Annotated in this window: 18 protein-coding genes, 1 tRNA gene and 2 pseudogenes; 14 read left to right on the forward strand and 7 right to left on the reverse strand. The window is 54.8% G+C overall.

The window, feature by feature from the left end:
- Positions 1–228: 228 nt before the first annotated feature.
- Together A4S02_RS01130 and A4S02_RS01135 are read right to left on the reverse strand one after the other, a co-directional pair.
- Positions 229–304, reverse strand: a tRNA-His gene (locus tag A4S02_RS01130).
- A gap of 72 nt (positions 305–376) precedes the next feature.
- A complete protein-coding gene (locus A4S02_RS01135; RefSeq protein ID WP_070322704.1) occupies positions 377–1,552 on the reverse strand; it encodes an aminotransferase in 1,176 nt (391 codons plus the stop codon).
- Between the two features lie 239 nt (positions 1,553–1,791).
- On the opposite strand from A4S02_RS01135, the gene A4S02_RS01140 reads away from it, so the two are divergent.
- The 3 genes from A4S02_RS01140 to A4S02_RS01150 all read left to right on the forward strand — a co-directional run bounded on the left by A4S02_RS01140 (position 1,792) and on the right by A4S02_RS01150 (position 4,256).
- Positions 1,792–2,130: a P-II family nitrogen regulator gene (locus A4S02_RS01140; protein ID WP_003622497.1), complete on the forward strand. Its 339-nt coding sequence runs from the start codon at positions 1,792–1,794 to the stop codon at positions 2,128–2,130.
- A 105-nt stretch (positions 2,131–2,235) separates the two neighbouring features.
- Positions 2,236–3,681, forward strand: a complete 1,446-nt coding sequence (gene glnA / locus A4S02_RS01145) for a type I glutamate--ammonia ligase (RefSeq protein WP_070322705.1) — start codon at positions 2,236–2,238, stop codon at positions 3,679–3,681.
- 89 nt (positions 3,682–3,770) lie between these two features.
- Positions 3,771–4,256: a hypothetical protein gene (locus A4S02_RS01150; protein WP_228142424.1), complete on the forward strand. Its 486-nt coding sequence runs from the start codon at positions 3,771–3,773 to the stop codon at positions 4,254–4,256.
- Here the strand turns inward: A4S02_RS01150 and A4S02_RS14705 are convergent.
- Positions 4,249–5,003, reverse strand: a protein-coding gene (locus A4S02_RS14705) for an IS5 family transposase (protein WP_099046873.1) whose coding sequence is annotated in 2 segments (ribosomal slippage) — positions 4,249–4,664 and positions 4,664–5,003 — 756 coding nt in all. Because the reading frame shifts where the segments join, the coding sequence is not laid out codon by codon here. The genes A4S02_RS01150 and A4S02_RS14705 overlap by 8 nt on opposite strands.
- A 164-nt stretch (positions 5,004–5,167) precedes the next feature.
- On the opposite strand from A4S02_RS14705, the gene A4S02_RS01165 reads away from it, so the two are divergent.
- Both A4S02_RS01165 and A4S02_RS01170 read left to right on the forward strand, forming a co-directional pair.
- Entirely contained in the window at positions 5,168–5,731 is a 564-nt protein-coding gene (locus A4S02_RS01165) for an energy transducer TonB (protein ID WP_228142425.1), read from the forward strand.
- A gap of 204 nt (positions 5,732–5,935) precedes the next feature.
- Positions 5,936–6,925: pseudogene (locus tag A4S02_RS01170) on the forward strand (membrane-bound PQQ-dependent dehydrogenase, glucose/quinate/shikimate family); the annotation flags it as partial.
- A 17-nt stretch (positions 6,926–6,942) separates the two neighbouring features.
- Here the strand turns inward: A4S02_RS01170 and A4S02_RS01175 are convergent.
- A complete protein-coding gene (locus A4S02_RS01175; RefSeq protein WP_082246712.1) occupies positions 6,943–7,767 on the reverse strand; it encodes an IS5-like element IS12528 family transposase in 825 nt (274 codons plus the stop codon).
- Between the two features lie 63 nt (positions 7,768–7,830).
- On the opposite strand from A4S02_RS01175, the pseudogene A4S02_RS01180 reads away from it, so the two are divergent.
- The 7 genes and pseudogenes from A4S02_RS01180 to A4S02_RS01210 form a co-directional block, all read left to right on the forward strand.
- Positions 7,831–9,258, forward strand: a pseudogene (locus A4S02_RS01180) (outer membrane protein assembly factor BamB family protein); the annotation flags it as partial.
- Between the two features lie 106 nt (positions 9,259–9,364).
- On the forward strand, positions 9,365–9,619 hold the full coding sequence (locus tag A4S02_RS01185; protein ID WP_082246853.1) for a hypothetical protein: 255 nt from the start codon (positions 9,365–9,367) through the stop codon (positions 9,617–9,619).
- Entirely contained in the window at positions 9,616–10,260 is a 645-nt protein-coding gene (locus A4S02_RS01190; protein ID WP_070322707.1) for a S24/S26 family peptidase, read from the forward strand. Before A4S02_RS01185 ends, A4S02_RS01190 begins: the two co-directional genes overlap by 4 nt.
- Positions 10,261–10,386: 126 nt before the next feature.
- Positions 10,387–12,192: a translation elongation factor 4 gene (gene lepA / locus A4S02_RS01195; RefSeq protein WP_070322708.1), complete on the forward strand. Its 1,806-nt coding sequence runs from the start codon at positions 10,387–10,389 to the stop codon at positions 12,190–12,192.
- A gap of 126 nt (positions 12,193–12,318) precedes the next feature.
- The gene (gene metX, locus A4S02_RS01200; protein ID WP_070322709.1) at positions 12,319–13,494 is read left to right on the forward strand and encodes a homoserine O-acetyltransferase MetX; all 1,176 of its coding nucleotides are present in this window, start codon (positions 12,319–12,321) and stop codon (positions 13,492–13,494) included.
- On the forward strand, positions 13,494–14,099 hold the full coding sequence (gene metW / locus A4S02_RS01205) for a methionine biosynthesis protein MetW (RefSeq protein WP_019089810.1): 606 nt from the start codon (positions 13,494–13,496) through the stop codon (positions 14,097–14,099). The genes metX and metW overlap by 1 nt, the downstream gene beginning before the upstream one ends.
- Before the next feature lie 456 nt (positions 14,100–14,555).
- On the forward strand, positions 14,556–15,863 hold the full coding sequence (locus tag A4S02_RS01210; protein ID WP_070322710.1) for a DEAD/DEAH box helicase: 1,308 nt from the start codon (positions 14,556–14,558) through the stop codon (positions 15,861–15,863).
- A 75-nt stretch (positions 15,864–15,938) separates the two neighbouring features.
- Here A4S02_RS01210 and A4S02_RS01215 read toward each other — a convergent pair whose 3' ends face one another.
- The 3 genes from A4S02_RS01215 to A4S02_RS01225 all read right to left on the reverse strand — a co-directional run bounded on the left by A4S02_RS01215 (position 15,939) and on the right by A4S02_RS01225 (position 18,308).
- On the reverse strand, positions 15,939–16,904 hold the full coding sequence (locus A4S02_RS01215) for an exonuclease/endonuclease/phosphatase family protein (protein ID WP_082246716.1): 966 nt from the start codon (positions 16,902–16,904) through the stop codon (positions 15,939–15,941).
- Positions 16,837–17,523, reverse strand: a complete 687-nt coding sequence (locus A4S02_RS01220) for a carbonic anhydrase (RefSeq protein WP_070322711.1) — start codon at positions 17,521–17,523, stop codon at positions 16,837–16,839. The genes A4S02_RS01215 and A4S02_RS01220 overlap by 68 nt, the downstream gene beginning before the upstream one ends.
- A gap of 161 nt (positions 17,524–17,684) precedes the next feature.
- Entirely contained in the window at positions 17,685–18,308 is a 624-nt protein-coding gene (locus tag A4S02_RS01225; RefSeq protein ID WP_006116363.1) for a LabA-like NYN domain-containing protein, read from the reverse strand.
- A gap of 157 nt (positions 18,309–18,465) precedes the next feature.
- On the opposite strand from A4S02_RS01225, the gene folK reads away from it, so the two are divergent.
- A complete protein-coding gene (gene folK / locus A4S02_RS01230) occupies positions 18,466–18,978 on the forward strand; it encodes a 2-amino-4-hydroxy-6-hydroxymethyldihydropteridine diphosphokinase (protein ID WP_019089806.1) in 513 nt (170 codons plus the stop codon).
- 90 nt (positions 18,979–19,068) lie between these two features.
- Complete coding sequence (rpoZ, locus tag A4S02_RS01235; protein WP_003622533.1) at positions 19,069–19,440, forward strand: DNA-directed RNA polymerase subunit omega; 372 nt, start codon at positions 19,069–19,071, stop codon at positions 19,438–19,440.
- Positions 19,441–19,445: the final 5 nt, after the last annotated feature.

The raw sequence follows: 19,445 nt of genomic DNA on the forward strand, positions 1-19,445 counted from the left end.
CTTTTTTGTCCCGCTTTTAATAGCAGGGAAAAAGCCACTGATGACATATGCTGCATTTTACAAGGGAGAAGACGAGCAGCGTTTTCAGGATTGGCAAAGGGCGCCTTCCACCGGTTGCAGCAGATGCAAGCCAGCAGGGTAGTTACACAGGTGCAGGCATAAGGTGGCTGCGTGGCACGCAGTATGCGGGGCTGTGCAGAAGGTATTTTGAATTTTAAGGGAATATGCTGGGGCGAACGACGGGACTTGAACCCGCGACCACCGGTACCACAAACCGGCGCTCTACCAGCTGAGCTACGTCCGCCACACAGCAAGCGGACGTTTAGAGAAAACTGCGTCGTTCGTCAATCACTTCTGGCGTTTTTATGTAGAAAAATCAGCTCTGGCGGCTTTTCCATTGTTCCAGACGGGCCACAGCCTCAATCAGCACCTCCTCACGCTTGCAAAAGGCAAAGCGAATCAGGTTGCGTGGGGGCGTGCCGCTTTGCGCATCATAAAAGGCGGATGCGGGAATAGTGGTCACACCGGCCTGCTCCGTCAGCAGGCGGCTAAAGGCCATGTCATCCAGCCCGTTTGCCAGCGGGGTAATATCCGCCATGACAAAGTAACTGCCTTGGCAGGGCAACACGCCAAACCCCACACGCGCCAGACCAGCAGAAAGAATCTGGCGTTTTGTATCCATTTCCTGCGCCAGTTGGGTAAAGTAGGCGGTATCTTTGTTCAGCCCAAAGGCTACGGCGCGTTGCAGGTTGGGGGCTGTGGCAAATACAAGGTTCTGGTGCGCTTTGGCCACCACCGCAGCCAGCGGGGCAGGGGCGGTAACGTAACCCACTTTCCAGCCGGTAAAGGAAAAGCTTTTGCCTGCGCTGCCAATACGGATGCAGCGTTCACGCATATCCGGCAATGCCATGAGCGAGAGATGCGGCGCGCCAAATACAAGGTGTTCATACACCTCATCGCAAATGGCGTAGCTATCGTGCTGGCGCATGAGGTCAGCAATAAATGCCAGTTCCTCTGCATTAAACACCTTGCCGGTAGGGTTCATGGGGGTGTTTAGCACAATGGCCTTGGTGCGGGGGCCAAAGGCGTTCTTCAGTGCTTCGCGCGGGAGCGCCCAATCGGGTGCTTCCAACCGCACAAGGCGCGGAATGCCCCCAAGCTGGCGCACAACCGGCAGGTAGGTATCGTAGAGAGGTTCTATCAGCACTACCTCATCGCCCGGTTCTATCAGCGCCATAAAGGAGGCTGCCAGGGCCTCGGTTGCGCCGGAGGTAACAACCACTTCCGATTCGGCATCAACGGGAATGTTCTGGAATCGGGCAGAAGCATCTGCAACGGCAGCGCGCAGTTCTGGCAGGCCTGTAAGAGGTGCATACTGGTTGCGCCCATCCAGCAAGGCATTTGCGGCCAGTTGCACCATGTCCTGTGGGCCTTCTGTATCAGGAAAACCCTGCCCAAGATTGATGGCGTTATGCTTGCGCGCCAGCTCGGACATAAGCGTAAAAATAGTGACAGGCTGGTTGGCAATCTGCCTGTTAAGCAATTTTGTCATTACAAAGTTCCTTGCCCCGCTGGCGGAAAGAGGCGAATAAGACGCGATACCGAAACATTTGGCGTAAACAGTTGATTTGGTGCTTTATCGATACAAATTTGCATCTGCCTGATTGCCCGCACGGGCAAGCCGTGCAAGTGTAACGGTATGAGGTGCATTCTGCCTATAGGGGCAGGGTGGTATCATGAATGGACAGGCCCAAAAATACGGGCACAACAATGGTGTGTTGACGACGCGCGATGAAGAAGATCGAGGCCATAATCAAGCCCTTCAAGCTGGATGAGGTAAAAGAAGCCCTCCATGAGCTTGGGTTGCAGGGTATTACCGTGATCGAAGCCAAGGGTTTCGGGCGGCAGAAGGGGCATACGGAGCTTTATCGCGGCGCGGAATACATTGTTGATTTCCTGCCCAAGATGAAGATTGAAGTTGTCTGCCCTGCTTCCATGGTGGAGCGGGCGGTAGAAGCCATTTCCGCTGCGGCCCGCACAGGCCGGATTGGCGATGGCAAGATTTTCGTGAGTCCGGTGGATGACGTGGTGCGAATCCGTACCGGAGAACGAGGGGAAGACGCAATCTAACACGCGCCATGCGTAAGTATGGGGCGCGAACGTGCGCGTACATTATTCCCGCAGACCGCGTGCCCGCAAAGTGCGGCATGCTGACAAAGCTTAGGTGAAGAGAGCATGGTAAAGAAAACAGCTCCGGCGGGTGACAGCAAGGCTGCTGCAATTGCCAAGGTTTTTGATCTGATTCAGGAACACTCTGTGGAACTGGTAGATTTGCGTTTTACAGACCCAAAGGGCAAGTGGCATCATACATGCCAGTATGTTAGCACCATCGAGGAAGATAGCTTTACCGATGGCTTCATGTTTGATGGATCTTCCATCGGCGGGTGGAAAGCCATTAACGAAAGCGACATGGTTCTGCTGCCGGATCCGACATCCGCAGTGATGGACCCTTTCTCTGCTCGTCCGCAGCTGATCCTGTTCTGCGATATTATCGAACCTTCCACCGGGCAGCCTTACAACCGCGACCCGCGCTCCACCGCCAAGCTGGCTGAGCAGTACCTCAAGTCCTCCGGTCTGGGTGATACGGCATTTTTTGGCCCGGAAGCTGAATTCTTTATTTTCGACAACGTGCTGTTTGGCACTGGCCCGAACTACGGCAAGTTCCAGCTCGACAGCATTGAAGGCCCCGATGCATCCCTGAAGGAATATCCTGAAGGCAACATGGGCCACCGTCCGGGTGTGAAGGGTGGTTACTTCCCCGTACCGCCAGTGGATAGCGAAAGCGATCTGCGCGCAGAAATGCTGGCAGCCATGGGCGAAATGGGCCTGGCGATTGAAAAGCACCACCATGAAGTGGCGCAGTCTCAGCACGAACTTGGCACCAAGTTTGAAACGCTGGTACGCGCAGCAGACTTCATGCAGATCTATAAGTACTGTGTGCACAATGTTGCCAATTCCTACGGCAAGACAGCAACATTTATGCCTAAGCCCATCTATGGCGATAACGGCTCCGGCATGCACGTTCACCAGTCCATCTGGAAAGATGGCAAGCCCACATTTGCTGGCAATGGGTATGCAGACCTGTCCGATACGGCCCTGTATTACATTGGCGGCATTATCAAGCACGCCAAGGCACTTAACGCCTTCACCAACCCGTCCACCAACTCCTACAAGCGCCTGATTCCGGGCTTTGAAGCACCTGTGCTGCTGGCATATTCCGCCCGCAACCGTTCTGCTTCTTGCCGTATTCCGTACGCAACAAGCCCCAAAGCCAAGCGTGTTGAAGTGCGCTTCCCGGATCCCACAGCTAACCCATATCTGGCATTCGCTGCCATGCTGATGGCTGGTATGGACGGCATTAAGAACAAGATCCACCCGGGCGATGCCATGGACAAGGATCTGTATGACCTGCCGCCGGAAGAACTGAAGCAGATCCCGACAGTTGCGGGCTCCCTGCGTGAAGCTCTGGAAGCTCTGGCTGCGGATCATGAGTTCCTGCTGGCTGGTGGCGTGTTCACCAAAGACCAGATCGAAAGCTACATCACCCTGAAATGGGATGATGTGTACCGTTTCGAACACACACCGCACCCGGTTGAATTCGAAATGTACTACTCCGTCTGATTTTCTTTCCTTTAGGGAAGATATCGGAAATAAAAGGCGCGGCTCCTTCGGGGGCCGCGCTTTTTTTGTATTGGATTGGCTGAATGGTATTGAAAACACGCATTTTTTCTGCGCTTGGGCTGTTGTGTCTGGCGGGGTGTGCAACCTCTGGTTCTGTACCGGGTGGGCATGTTGCCACTGTGCCGCAAGCTATTGCGCAGCCGCAGGCATCTGCAACAGCTTCTAGCGCGGGAAATCCTGTGCTTTCGGCTGATAAGCCTTCGTTGATGAATGTCACCTCCCTGTCCCCTTCATGGGGGGAGGTTTACTGTGCGCAGGATATTAGCAAGTTGGCTATGCAACTGCCGCTTCAGCAGGATGATAAGGATTATATTGCCAAAAGCCTGAAAAACGCCAAGCCGTTACAGGCGTGCTTTATTTACTCTCGCCCAACCTCGGCATCCACCCAGCCGCTGTTTACGGCTGATAGGCAAAGCAATGGCCTTATGGTGATGAGCATGTATGTTCTTACAGGGGCGGATTTGGCAGATACCACTGCTTTGTCCTTGAATTCCCTACGGCGTGTCGTCAGTTAAGCAGGATGATGATTGAGGCGAACTGCACGGCTGCGAGGAAGGTCGATTTCAGTTTATCGTAGCGGGTTGCGATAGCGCGAAACTGCTTGAGTTTATTGAAGAACCTCTCAACAAGGTTCCGTTCGCGGTAGAGAGAAAAATCGGTTTTCCGTCGTGTCGTTCTGTTGCGTTTTGGCGGGATGACCGGGGTAATCCCGCGCTGTATCAGCCGATCGATCAACCTGTCCGCGTCATACGCCTTGTCAGCAAGGAAAGCATCCGGTTCGATGTTTTCCAGAAGTGGTTCTGCCTGGGTGATATCGGCATCCTGTCCCGGTGTGATGCCGAGTTCCACTGGATTGCCCAGAGCGTCGCAGATGGCATGGATCTTTGTAGTTAGCCCGCCTCGTGATCGTCCGATGGCCTGATCCGTGCCCCTTTTTTGAGAGCTCCGGCACTATGCTGATGCGCTCGGACAATTGTGCTGTCGATCATCATGTATTCGTTGTCGTAATCAGCGGCCAGATAACGAAATATCCGTTCGATGACGCCGCTTTCACACCAGCGGCGCAGACGCCGGTGCACGTTTTTCCAGTCACCGAAACGGGCAGGAAGGTCGCGCCATGGAATACCCGCGCGATAGCGATACAACACCGCCTCCACGAACAGACGGTTGTTCACCGCAGTGCCGCCGACATAGCCTTCTCGACCAGGAAGAAGATCCTTTATCCGCTCCCACTGGTCATCGCGTAAATTATAGCGCCGCATCTGTCTGTCTCCCCAAAAAAACGGGAAAACAGTCAGCACACGCAGACACAAAGTACAACCCTCACGTGCCACTCTCAGGGCTTAACTGACGACACGCCGTAACATACAGTCAGTTTTTAATAGGCTTACAGTGGCCAAAAACCCAGTCAACGGCGGGTGTTTCTGTGCAGTTACAGGCAGATACGCCAGATAGGCACCACTATAATTTCCCCTTGGTGTTTGCCAAAGATACACCGCAAAAATTGTTCGGCATCTTTTTGCCAATTGCCACATTGCAGGATCTCGCCAAGGCACCCCAGCTGAGCGTGAAAGTCAAAGTGCCGGGGCAGGCTGCCTATACGCTTCATTACGGCACAGAGGGTTTATCCAAAAGTTTGGCAACCCTGTATAACTGGCGCCACACAACGGAAGATAAGGACGAATACGCCGTTATCAAGGTCATGTCTGCCGTAGATAAAACCGTGCGGCTTAATCGTATCAACAATGCAGCCCCCGTTTACCTGGCCGCGGAAGAAAACAAAAATCTGGAAGGCCGCGTGCTGGCGCGGTGCGATATTACTGCGGCAGGTGCCCCTACCAACTGCGTGGTGCTTAAAACCATGGGCGGCGCAAATTTTACAAAAAGTGCGCTAACATATTTGCAGCAGGTGCGTTTTGCCCTTTCGGGTAACAATGTTGCAGATGGTGTTAAAGGCCATGTGTTTACCGTACGCTTCAAGTTGGACTGATACGGCCAAGTATCAAGCCCCAAGGTATTGAAGTGAAAACTTCTTTAACCGCCTGTGTTTTATAAAAATGCAGGCGGTTTTTTGTGCTTTTTACAGTATTTTCTTGGGCTACAATGCCCCGCTGTTGTATTGATTGTTCTGAAACGGTTTTTCTTGTGCAGAAAAATTGGGATGTGAAGGTGTGCGGGGCAGAAAACAGGCAACATGATACAAACGAATAGTCACAGGCCCGATATTGTATTGCGGATTACCGCAGCAGTTTTTGCAATATTGGGTGTTTTTCTTGCGGGCGGAGGCATTTGGCTGGCTCTGCTGGGTGGTTCCTGCTTTTACGTGGTGTGCGGCATCGCGCTGCTGGCCACGGCAGTGCTGCTGTGGCAGCGGCGGCGCGAGGCCCTGTGGCTTTACGCGGTACTGGTTGCGGCCACACTCGTGTGGTCTGTGGGGGAAGCCGGGTTTGATTTCTGGGCTTTGGCCCCGCGTGGTGATGTGTTGTTGCCGCTGGGCCTGTGGCTTGTGTTGCCTTTTGTTTCTTCTCGTCTGTTGCCGTCTTCCCGCTGGAACAGTGCGCCGTTGTTGGCCGGTGTTGTGGTTGGGGCAGGTGTGTATGGTTATGCTCTTACGCAAGATCCGCAGGATGTTGCCGGTGTGTTGCCCCGCGCGCGTGTGCAGGCTTCATCCTCCCCATTGCCGGGGGATAATGCGGTGGTGCCCGCAGCAGATTGGCCCGCTTATGGCCGCACGCAGGCGGGGGACAGATACTCCCCACTTGCGCAGATCAATGCCAGCAATGTGCATGATCTGAAGGTGGCATGGGTGTTCCGCCCCCATGATCTGAAGCGCGCGGATGATCCGCAAGAAATTACAGATGAAGCCACGCCCATAAAGGTGCGTGATACGTTGTATCTGTGCTCACCGCATCAAATCCTGTTTGCTATAGATGCCGCTACTGGGCATGAGCGCTGGCATTTTGACCCCAAAATTACCTACAACGCCTCTTATCAGCATATGACATGCCGCGGCGTGTCCTACGCAGAAACGCCCGTGGCGGAAGAACAGGCCCACGATGTGGCTGTGGCGGATGAGTGCGCGCACCGTATCTTCCTACCCACCAATGATGGTCGCCTGTTTGCCCTGAATGCTGATACCGGCGCCCTGTGCCGTGGTTTTGGGCATGATGGCGCACTGGATCTTAGAGCCCTTTTGGAAATTCACGGATGAGCGTTTCGGCGTAGCATGAGGCTTCCCATGGCGATGTGGATCATGGCCTCTGCGACGTCGATCCGCTGTTCGTAGTCCTTCACAAGGCGACGCCAGCGGATCATCCAACCGAAGGTCCGTTCCACAACCCACCGACGCGGCAGGATTTCAAACCCTTTTGCTGTCTCTGACCGCCGGATGATCTCGACTGTGAAGTCGAGAAAAGTGGCCTTATCCATCAACTGGAGGCGGTCATAGGCTCCATCGGCAAACAGGTGCTTCACCCAAGGCCAGCGTTTACGAATGGCATCAAGGATCATCTGTCCTCCTGCACTGTCCGAAATATCGGCTGTTGTCAGCTGGACCAGGAGAAGGCGGCCATCCGTATCAACTGCGATGTGACGTTTCCGACCGACGATCTTCTTGCCTGCGTCATAACCACGTGTCTTTGCGTGGGGTGCCTTGATACTCTGGCTATCAATGACACCACCCGATGGACTGGTTTCGCGTCCTGTCGCTTCACGATCGAGCATCAGACAGACATCATGAATGGTCTGGAACAGGAAACGGCGCATCAGCCTGCGGAACCACCAGTAAACCGTTTGCCATGGGCCAAAATGAACCGGAAGCATCTCCCAACCGCAGCCTGAGCGCACGAGATAGCGCAGAGCATTGATGATCTCACGGAAATCGGTTGTCCGTTTCCGACCACGCCGGTTCGCAGGGGGCATCAGAGGCGCTATGCGCTCCCATTCCTCATCTGTCAGATCAGACGGATAGCGTTTCGTCTTGCGTGTAATTCCGGCCATGCGGCCTCGTTGTGCTGGCGTCCACATCCTGCCTTTGAATCACGCTCAAAACCTCTTGAAAACCTATCATAGCGAATTTCCAAAAGGGCTCTTACATCTGGCATGCCCATGCGCACGCCGGGGTTTTATGAGCCCACATCTCCGCCGGTTATCACCTCCAAGGTGGCCATTATTTCTGGTGCGGTAACGGATAATTACTCCACGCACGAACCTTCAGGCGTTACGCGCGGGTATGATCTGTATAGCGGCAAGCTGGTATGGGTGTTTGATCCGGGCAACTCGAACCCGAACGAACTGCCCTCCGCCACACATCATTATGCAGCCAATTCTCCCAATTCATGGATCACGTCGGCCTATGATGCACGGCTGAACCAGATTTACATTCCCACAGGTGTGGCCACGCCGGATATCTGGGGCGGCCACCGCACGCCGGATCAGGAACGCTATGCCTCTGGCATTCTGGCGTTGGATGCAGATACCGGGCGCAAGGTGTGGTTTTACCAGACAGTGCATCATGATCTGTGGGATATGGATGTGCCATCTCAGCCCAGCCTTGTAGATATCAAGCAGGCTGATGGCTCCGTAGTGCCTGCGCTGTATGCGCCTGCCAAAACAGGCAACATCTTTGTGCTAGACCGGCGCAATGGCCATTTGCTGGTGCCCGCGCCAGAAATGCCCGTGCCACAGGGGCCTGCGCCGGGGGATCACCTTTCTCCCACTCAGCCGTTCTCCGCACTTACATTCCGCCCCAAAAACAACCTCACAGATGCGGATATGTGGGGCGCCACCATGTTTGACCAACTGGCTTGCCGCATTATGTTCAAACGCCTGCGGTATGAAGGGCCATTTACGCCGCCTTCCACGCAGGGCACGTTGGTATTCCCCGGTAATCTGGGCATGTTTGAATGGGGCGGCCTGGCGGTGGACCCTGTGCGTGAGGTGGCGTTTACCAACCCCATTGCCGTGCCGTTTGTTTCTCGCCTTGTGCCGCGTGGCCCGAACAATCCGGCAGAACCTCCGCAGAATGCTGGCCCTTCTGGCGGGGAGGCGGGTTTGCAACCACAATACGGCACACCGTTTGGGGTGGATTTGCACCCGTTCCTGTCTCCTATTGGTATTCCGTGTAAGCAGCCGGGCTGGGGCTATGTGGCGGGGCTGGATTTGCGCACCAACACGGTGTTGTGGAAGCACCGCAACGGCACCACGCGCGATAGTTCCCCTGTGCCGCTGGCCTTCCGTGTGGGTGTGCCTTCCTTGGGTGGGCCTATCATTACCGGTGGTGGTGTAGCGTTCCTGACATCCACGCTGGATATGTATATCCGCGCTTATGATGTCACGACAGGCCAGCAGCTCTGGCAGGACCGTCTGCCCGCAGGGGGGCAATCTACCCCCATGACGTATGAGCAAAACGGCCACCAATATGTGCTCTCGGTAGATGGTGGCCACGGTTCCTTTGGCACCAAGTTGGGGGATTACGTGGTGGCCTATGCCTTGCCGGATGCGCAGGTAAAACACTAACGCTACCCCAGTTTGGGCAGGCTTTGGCGGGCACACGTATCATGCGTGTGCCCGCTTTGCGTTTGGGGGGAGGCTTTGCATGAATCCTCTTGCCGCCGTGCGCAGGATGCGTGATCCTGCATCCATGTGGAACGAACCCTACCTTGAAACATGTTGCCGCGCCGCACTGCACAGGCTTTGCCTTGCGGGTGAAGTTGGCCGCCCAACGGGTATGAAGGATGACCCCTGCCTGACACGTCTGGCAGGCAAGGGCCTTGCGCGGCAGAACGGGCAGGGGCGTTTTTTTATTACCGATGAAGGCACCGCCCGCCACGCCAGCGAAGTGCTGAAGCAGGAAAAACGCCACACTAAAACGCCATGATACCGGCAGAGCGCATATGGCACGCGCTGGATACGCTGGCGCAGGAGCGAGGGCTTACGCCCTCTGGCTTGGCACGGGCGGCAGGGCTGGATGCGACCACTTTCAACCCCTCGCGCCGCTACACTGGCAATGGCGTGTGGCGCTGGCCTGCGCTGCCAAGCCTGCTGCGTGCGCTGGATGTGCTGCGTGTTTCCCTAGGGCAGTTTGAGGCTCATCTCTGGGGGCATGCACAACCAGAAGAGGCAGCACTTCAGGCGCCATGTTTTATGCGTAGCCTGCCGCTTTCATGGCTAGATCAGGAAGGTGTGCTGGACCGCGCAGGTCTGCCCGCCGGAGGGTTGTGGGAGCAGGAAGAAACATTTTTCAGCCTGCCGTCATCCTCGGCTTACATGTTGCAGGTGGATACGGAAGGCATGGAACCCACATTGCGGCTTGGGTGTTCCTTGGTGGTGCAACCTGCCTTGCACCCGCGTGGGGCAGACCGCGTGGTGCTGATACGCCCGGGCCAAGCCCCTGTTGTGGGCATTTTGCAAGAAAAACCCGTGCTGGCCATTCAGCCCTTTGGGCGCAGCGCCTTGCAGCCTGTGCCAACTGCCGCCGCTGGTGTATGGCTGCACCGTATTGTGCTGATATCGGGTTAAAAAAACAGGCTGCGGGCTGGTGCCAAATGCGGCAGTGTGCGCAATAGGGAAAAAATTTACCTGATAATGGCCCAAGCCCGTGCGGAAGCGGCTGACTTTTCTTTCCGTTTCGCTTAAAGGAGCAGCATGACCGATACACCCCTTTCGCTCATCCGCAATTTTTCCATCATCGCACATATCGATCATGGAAAATCCACTCTGGCTGACCGCCTGATTCAGGCGTGCGGTGCCCTAACCGCGCGTGAAATGACCAATCAGGTTCTGGACAACATGGATCTGGAGCGTGAGCGTGGCATTACCATTAAGGCGCAAACCGTCCGGCTGACTTATCCGGCCAAGGATGGCAACACCTATGTGCTGAACCTGATGGACACCCCCGGACACGTGGACTTCGCTTACGAAGTCAGCCGGTCTTTGGCGGCGTGTGAGGGATCTTTGCTGGTGGTGGATGCCTCTCAGGGGGTGGAAGCGCAAACACTGGCCAACGTGTATCAGGCTATTGATGCCAACCACGAAATTGTGCCCGTGCTCAACAAGGTAGATCTGCCCGCAGCAGAACCCGAGCGCGTAAAGGCCCAGATTGAAGAAGTTATTGGCATTCCGGCTGATGATGCAGTGGAAATTTCCGCCAAAACCGGCCTGAATATTGAAGGCGTGCTGGAAGCTGTTGTCACCCGCCTGCCACCCCCAACAGGTGATGCGGAAAAACCCCTGCAGGCTATGCTGATTGATAGCTGGTATGACCCGTATTTGGGTGTGATCGTGCTGGTGCGTATCAAGGAAGGGCGGCTCAAGCGCGGCATGAAGGTGCGCATGATGTCCTCCGGCGCTGTGCATCAGGTGGATCAGGTGGGTGTATTCGCCCCGCGCATGACCAGCGTTGAAAGCCTTGGACCGGGTGAAATGGGCTTTATCAACGCGGCTATCAAAACCGTGGCGGACTGTAATGTGGGTGACACCATTACGGATGATCGCCGCCCGGCAGAAAAGCCTTTGTCGGGGTTCAAACCCTCCATTCCCGTGGTGTGGTGTGGCTTGTACCCCGTTGTGGCAGATGACTTTGAAAAACTGCGCGATAGCCTTGCCAAGCTGCGCCTGAACGATGCCTCCTTCCACTATGAGGCCGAAACATCCGCAGCCCTTGGCTTTGGGTTCCGTTGCGGCTTTCTTGGTTTGCTGCACCTGGAAATCATTCAGGAACGCCTCTCGCGCGAGTTCGATCTGGATCTGATCGCAACCGCACCTTCCGTTGTGTACAAAATTACTCGCACCAATGGTGAGCGTGAGGAACTGCACAACCCGGCGGATATGCCCGATTCCTCTCTGATTGAAACCATTGAGGAACCGTGGATTAAAGCCACCATCATGGTGCCGGATGAATATCTGGGCGCGGTGCTAACGCTGTGCACAGAACGGCGCGGCGTGCAGGTGGATCTCACCTATGTGGGCAGCCGTGCCATGGCAGTGTATCGCCTACCGCTGAACGAAGTGGTGTTTGATTTCTATGACCGCCTGAAATCACTCACCCGTGGGTATGCCAGCTTTGATTACCAGATGGATGGGTATGAGGAGAGTGACCTTGTGCGTATTTCCATTCTGGTAAATCAGGAACCGGTGGATGCGCTCTCCTTCATTGCGCATCGCACGGCGGCGGAATCTCGTGGGCGTTCCATTTGCGCGCGGCTGAAGGACCTTATCCCCCGCCAGTTGTTCAAGATTGCCATTCAGGCGGCCATTGGCAGCAAGGTGATTGCGCGTGAAACCATTGGCGCACTTTCCAAGGATGTGACGGCCAAGTGTTATGGTGGTGATATCTCCCGTAAGCGCAAACTTCTGGAAAAGCAGAAGGAAGGTAAAAAGCGCATGCGGCAGTTTGGTAAGGTGGAAATTCCGCAAAGCGCCTTCCTGGCCGCGCTTAAAATGGAACACTGAAACGGGACCGGGCGGAACTTTCCAGCACATCGGGCGTAACAGGGCAGGGCCGTTGGAAACCGGACTTGCCTTGTCCTGTAAACGTCCGTATGCCGGAGGGGATTGTTTGGAGCATTCGGCGTTTTTATGAACAGCACAACACCCTTGGCTATTGGTGAACAGCAGCATGTCCAGTTTACCGAAGGGCTGGGGCTGGATTGCGGCGTTACCCTTGCCCCTGTTGATATTGCCTACCGCACCTATGGCACGCTTTCAGAAAAGCGGGATAACGCCATACTGATCTGCCACGCCTTTACGGGGGATCAGTACGTGGCGGAGGAGCACCCGCTTACGGGCAAGCCCGGTTGGTGGAGCCGTATGGTCGGGCCGGGAAAGCCCATTGATACCAACAGGTTTTTTGTTATCTGCTCCAACGTGCTGGGGGGCTGCATGGGCAGCACCGGCCCACGCTCCACCCGCACGGATGCAGAGGGTGATGGCACAGAGCTTTGGGGCACGGCGTTTCCGCCCATTACCATTCGAGATATGGTGCGCGCGCAGCACAAGCTTGTGCGGGCCTTGGGCATAGAAAAACTGTTTGCCGTTATTGGTGGCTCTATGGGCGGCATGCAGGTGCTGGAATGGACAGTCACTTACCCGCAGATGATGCTGGCAGCCATGCCCATTGCCACAGCACCCTTCCATTCTGCCCAGAATATTGCGTTTAACGAGGTTGGGCGGCAGGCTATTATTGCAGACCCGGACTGGCGCGGTGGCCGCTATTGGGCGGATGATGTTGTGCCTGCCCGTGGTTTGGCTGTGGCCCGTATGATGGGCCATATTACCTACCTTTCGGAAGAAGCCTTAACGCGCAAATTTGGCCGCCGTATGCGGCGCGGGCCTGTTGGCGGGCAGGGGCCAGAAGGCCCTGTTTCCATGTTCAGCGATATTTTTGAAGTGGAATCTTACCTGCGTTATCAGGGTTCCACCTTTGTGCGTCGGTTTGATGCTAACTCCTACCTGACCATTACCCGCGCGATGGATTGGTTTGATATTGCCGCAGACCATGATGGAGAACTCACACACGCTTTTGCCGGTACGCCGGTGCGGTTTTGTGTGGTGTCGTTCTCGTCCGACTGGTTGTTCCCCACATCGGCAGCCCGCACATTGGTGCGTGCGCTCAACCGGGCTGCGGCCAATGTCTCGTTTGTAGAAATCGAGACAGACAAAGGGCACGATGCTTTCTTGCTGGAAGAACCGGATTTTGACCGCACAGTGCGTGGCTTTTTGTGCGGTGTGGCCGAACATGCGGGGTTTGCCTGATGCGCCTTGACCAGCGGCTGATTGCCGAAATGATAGCCCCTGGCACCCGCGTGCTGGATATTGGCAGCGGAGATGGCGCACTTATTGACCATCTGTTCCGTTACCGTGGGTGTGATGCGCGTGGTATTGAGCTGAATATGGAGCTTGTTACCAAGTCCGTCGCGCATGGGCTGCCTGTGGTGCATGGTGATGCAGACCACGATCTGGCGCATTATCCGCACCATGCGTTTGATTACGTGGTGCTGCAACGCACCTTGCAGGCTGTGGCCCGCCCGCGGGAGGTGCTGCGGCAAATGCTGCGTATCGGGCGGCATGCCATTGTCTCATTCCCCAATTTTGGGCATTGGGAACTTCGGCTTAAGCTGCTGCTCAGCGGCCGCATGCCCATGACATCCGTCTGGCATACTCCGTGGTATGAAACCCCGAACATCCACCCCTGTACCATCCGCGATTTTTTGGAGCTGTGTAAGCAGGATGGCTACATTGTAGAGCAATGGATGGCCGTGGATGAGGAGGGGGAACGCGCCCCGTGGCGGCGCTCTATCCGGTTGGCTAACCTGTTTGGAGAGCAAGCACTTTTCCTGCTTCGGCGCCGTAATGGCTAGGGGTTGAAGGTTTGCCGCCAATAAGTTGCCTAAAAATTATGTTAGATTTATGCCTTTTTCGTGAAGAGCTTGCTGAATTTCCTAAATGGGAATATTTCAAAAATATCTTTAAGATATCAGCATAAACCTTTCAAAACAGGCAATGTTATAACGATTTTTTGCCCGATTTCTAAAAAATCCCCAACATTACACGAACATCATTTTAGGACTAATATGGTACGGAAGCCTTGCGGGGTTTGGGAAGTCCCCTTATATACACCTTTACAAGGTTTATGAGGAACGAACGCAGTTCAAAAACTTCCTTTGTAGATCTTGATGTGTTCAAAAATTTGTGGGTGCTCAGCTACAAGCTGGTGCAAAAATGTTCCGTGTGCGCCACAAAACATACAGTGCATAACTGAAAAGGGTGCGGTCTCTCGATCTCGTTTTCAGGCTGCACAAATAAGGTTGGCCCTGATGACCAAATTTTCCGATCTTGCTCTTGCTCCACCACTGCTGAAGGCATTGGCAGAGCAGGGTTATGATACACCCACTCCTATTCAGGAACGTTCCATCCCCTATCTGTTGCAGGGGCGTGATCTGCTGGGTTTAGCCCAGACAGGCACAGGCAAAACTGCATCTTTTGCGCTGCCTATTCTGGAACATCTGATTAAAACCCCCCGTGCAAACACGCCCAAACAGCCGCGCGTTCTGGTGCTGGCGCCTACGCGTGAGCTTGTGGCCCAGATTAGCGATAGCTTTAAGGCTTATGCGCGCCACATGAAGTTTACGCAGGCCGTTGTGTTTGGTGGTGTAGGGCAGGGCCGACAGGTTGAAGCCATGCGCCGTGGCGTAGATGTGCTGGTGGCTGCACCGGGCCGTCTGCTTGATCTGATGGGCCAAGGCTTTATTGATCTGTCCGGTCTGGAAATTCTGGTGCTGGATGAAGCCGACCGTATGCTGGACATGGGTTTTGTGCGCGATATCCGCCGCATTATGACCTTTGTGCCAGAACAGCGTCAGACGCTTCTGTTCTCTGCCACCATGCCGCGCAGCATTGAAGATCTGGCAGCATCTTTGCTGAATGATCCGGCGCGCGTTGAAGTGGCGCCGCCTTCCAGCACGGTGGATCGTATTCAGCAGGCTGTCATGTTTGTAAATGGCGCGGGCGATAAGCGCGATGCGCTGCTGAACATGGTAGAATCCCCCAAGGTTTCCCGCGCTGTTGTGTTCACGCTCATGAAGCATGAAGCCAACAAAGTTGCGGAATTCCTGAACAAGAACAACGTGGTGGCAGAGGCCATTCACGGCAACAAGTCTCAGGGTGCGCGTGAGCGGGCCATGAAGGGCTTCCGTTCTGGTTCCGTTAAAGTGCTGGTGGCAACGGATATTGCTGCTCGCGGTATTGATGTGGATGACGTAAGCCACGTGTTCAATTACGATCTGCCAAACGTGCCAGAAAGCTACGTGCACCGCATTGGTCGTACAGCACGTGCCGGGCGTGATGGCTGGGCTGTTTCCTTCTGCGATGCAGAACAGCGGGCTTGGCTGCGCGATATTGAACGCACCATTGGCAAAACCGTACCGGTGGTTCGGGATCATCCGTGGCATTCTGATGAGGCCGAAGCTTCCACCATGCGCCCGCCTGTTCTGGGTGGCGGTGGCCGGGGCCGTGGTGGCCCGCGCGGTGGTGGTGCTCCCGGTGGTGGCCGTGGTGGCCCGCGCCGTTCTGGTGGTGGTGCCCGCAGTGGTGGCCGTTCCGGTGCACCTGCTGGCCGCATGTAATATCTCAGGCTGATAGCTTGCAAAATAAGGCTGCTGCATCCTTTGGGTGCGGCAGCTTTTTTGTTTTGGGGCGTGCTATGGCTGCGGCCGTTCTTTGGTGGATGGCAGATGTAGTGAGACAGAAACAGGGCAGTGGTCAGAGAGGTTTTGCCCGGTTTTCTCGGCCAAAGGTATCACGCGTAAGGAATTGGGAATTTTCCATGCCCGTGCCGCGCCACCCAGAATAATGTGGTCTATAAAATAGCTGCCGCCTTGGCAGGGGCTTGCTGTGCCAGCGGTTACCAGATCCAGCGGAGCAATGCACAAAAGCGTAAGAAACAGTGGATCATGCACCGTAAGGTGACGGTTGAAATCCCCCATAATGGCGAAGGCTTCATGCTTTTGGGCACGAGCGGTCACCCAATCATCCAGCGCAGCAAATTGCTGCCAGAGTGTTGCGCAGGCGGGGCGGGAAGCATGGGGCAGATTATCCGGGCATCCGGCTTTAAGATGCACTACCAGAATACGTGGGGCCTGCCCGTTCTGGTGCACTGTAATATCCAACCCGCTGCGTAAGTGGTGGTGTGTGGCCGGGGCCGTTGCGTAGGCATCCAGCGCTGTAACATCTGGGTTTTGCTCAAACGGAATATCCGCACGCACAGCCAGCGCCGTATGTTGCAACACATGATCTTGGCTTATGGGAAGATGATAGCGCGCTAATGGAAAAAGCTGCCCGGCACTGGCGGGGCTTTCTATTTCCTGCAAGGCCACAATATCGCCCTGCAAATGGGCGGCATAGCTGGCAAGGCTGGAGATGTCGGTAGATGTGCGGTGTGGAATATCTGGCGGAGCCTGTGCGTAACCGGGGTGTGCCGGATCAAGCAGCCAATCTAAATTCCATGTGCTGAGTTTAAGAGTATCTGCTGCGGTTGCCGAAGTAAAAGTCAGGCAACACGCAGCCAGAACAAGTGCAGAAAAGAAGAACGAAGGGCCTTTAAGCGGATTTTTCTTCCATCTGTGTAATAACGGTTTTAATAGGCAGGCTTTTGCGTGTTTGTTCATCCAGCACCGTAATTTCACCGGAGCCGATATCATAAAACCACCCCTGCAGGAACAGCGTACCCTTTGCCAGCCCCGCGGCCACAGCAGGATGCGTACGCAAATGCGCCAACTGTAGCAGCACGTTTTGTTCCGCAACGCAGCGCACGGTGGCAGGGCCTACATCTTCCCCCGTAAAGGTGTGCAGGGTGGCCGCACGCGCGGCTTCTGCGTTGCGCAGCCATTTGCGCACGGTTGGCATTTTATCCAGCCCGTTTTTTTCTGGTTCCATCAGAGCCTTCATGGCACCGCAATCGGAATGGCCACACACAATAATGGTGGAAACTCCAAGGCCCAGAACGGCATATTCCACTGCGGAGGACACACCCCCCAGCATTTCACCATATGCTGGCACAAGGTTGCCAATGTTACGCAGAATAAACAGATCACCTGGCCCTGTCTGGGTAATCAGGTTAGGGTTAATGCGGCTATCTGCACATGCAATAAACAAAGCTTCCGGCGCTTGCCCTTTTGCCAAGCTAGCAAACAGTTCTTTCTTGGCAGGAAAAATTTCGGTGTTGAAGTGCTCAACGCCACGCAGCAGGGAAAGAAGGCTGCTTCTGGCTTCAGAACATGAGGGCATATAAAAAACTCCGGCAAATTACTATGTCGGTTCACCCTTAATAACAAAGGGCTTCAACAAAAGGTGACGGTCAAATAACGGCAAGACAACCTTAAGAGTTTTGCACGCAGATGAAAAAAAATGCCACCCTCTGTTGGAAGGTGGCATTTGCGTAGGGCGCTTTAGCTTAGCGGATCATCTTCATCAGGTTCGCTCATCTGGTCTGCCGGGTGGCGCACTGGTGGGGCATTGGTGCGCACGGGGCGGGGGTTTTCTGTTTGCCTGCGGGTAAAGTTACCTGCCAGAGCAGAAAGTTCCAGAAACTGGTCTGCCTGCCGGCGCAGATCATCTCCGATCAACGGTGGGGTGGAGCGCATGGAAGACACAACAGAAACCCGCGTGCCCTGCCGCTGCACAGCTTCTACCACACGGCGGAAATCGGAATCACCGCTGAACAGAATGGCGTGGTCGATATGCGGGGCCATTTCCAGCATGTCCACGGCAATTTCGATGTCCATATTGCCTTTTACGCGGCGCTTGCCGGTAGAATCGGTAAACTCCCGCGCGGGCTTGGTGACAAGAAAGTACCCATTATAGGAAAGCCAGTCCGTAAGGGGCTTAAGCGGAGAATAATCTTCAGTATCTAAAATGGCGGCATAGTAATAAGCGCGAATGATGTGTGTTTTGGCTGCAAAGAAATCCAACAGCTTTTTATAGTCCACATCAAAACCAAGACTACGGGATGTAGAGTACAGGCTGGAGCCATCAATGAAAAGGCAGGTCTTTTCGGTTTTCTGAAGGTTCATAGTTGGTTTCCTCTAAATACTTTGGGGTGTTGTTTTGGGCATTACTATTAAATGGTCTGAGGTCTTTTCAGATTTGATAGAAAGAATGGTAAGATCATCTGGTAACAGTATCCATCAAATGTGGCAGAATTAGCTGCTGGGGGACGGGTTTATAACGATGCCGGAAATTAATACCAGATCAGTGCTAATAGCGATAGGTGCGAATCTTCCGCATTTGCGATTGAGTGCCCGCCAAACGTGTGAGCAAGCCGTGCAGGCCCTGAAAAACCTACCCCAATTGGAGGTCGAGGCTGTTTCTCGCTGGTATGAAAGTGCGCCTGTGCCACCATCTGGGCAGCCTCCTTACGTCAATGGGGTTGTACGTTGCCGCACCACGCTGGAGCCTCTGGCTCTGCTTGATGTGCTTCAGGGGGTGGAAACGCGGTTGGGGCGCGTACGTTCCGTGCCAAATGCAGCGCGCACGCTTGATCTGGATATTATTTCAATAGACAATATGCAGCTCAATACGGATCGGCTTATATTGCCGCACCCCCGCGCAACCCAGCGCGCTTTTGTACTGCATCCGCTGCATGATGTTGCCCCGGAATGGAAAGACCCCACAACCGGTAAGGGGCTGGATACCCTGCTGGAAGGCGTTGCAGGGCAGGAAATACAGCCTGCAAAAGAATAAACTCTTCCGTAGGCGGAGCGGATGCGGTAATATACTCTTTCTGTTACTGTAAGCATCTATAAGCTGAAACTTGTCTGGAGGCTCTCCGCAATGGCCCGCGTCACCGTTGAAGACTGTGTGGAAAAGGTCCCGAACCGTTTTGAACTGGTGGTCTATGCCGCACAGCGTGCCCGCAATATCTCTCGCGGGGAAGAGCTGACAGTTGATCGGGATAACGATAAAAACCCCGTTGTCGCTCTGCGTGAAATTGCAGACGAAACCGTTTCTCTGCCCGCTCTGCGCAATGATCTGATCCGTTCTCAGGCCCGTGAACCCGAGCCCGAACCCGTGGAAGAAGAAGTGCAGGATCTGGTTCCGACCGAGCAGAACATCTTCGGCTTGCAGGAAGTTTCTGCAGAAGAAGAAGCCGCTGATGATGTGCGGGCTATTGAAGCTGCACTTACCGGTCGCGCACGTCGGTAATTCGG

Source organism: Acetobacter ascendens, assembly GCF_001766235.1.
GTDB lineage: Bacteria > Pseudomonadota > Alphaproteobacteria > Acetobacterales > Acetobacteraceae > Acetobacter > Acetobacter ascendens.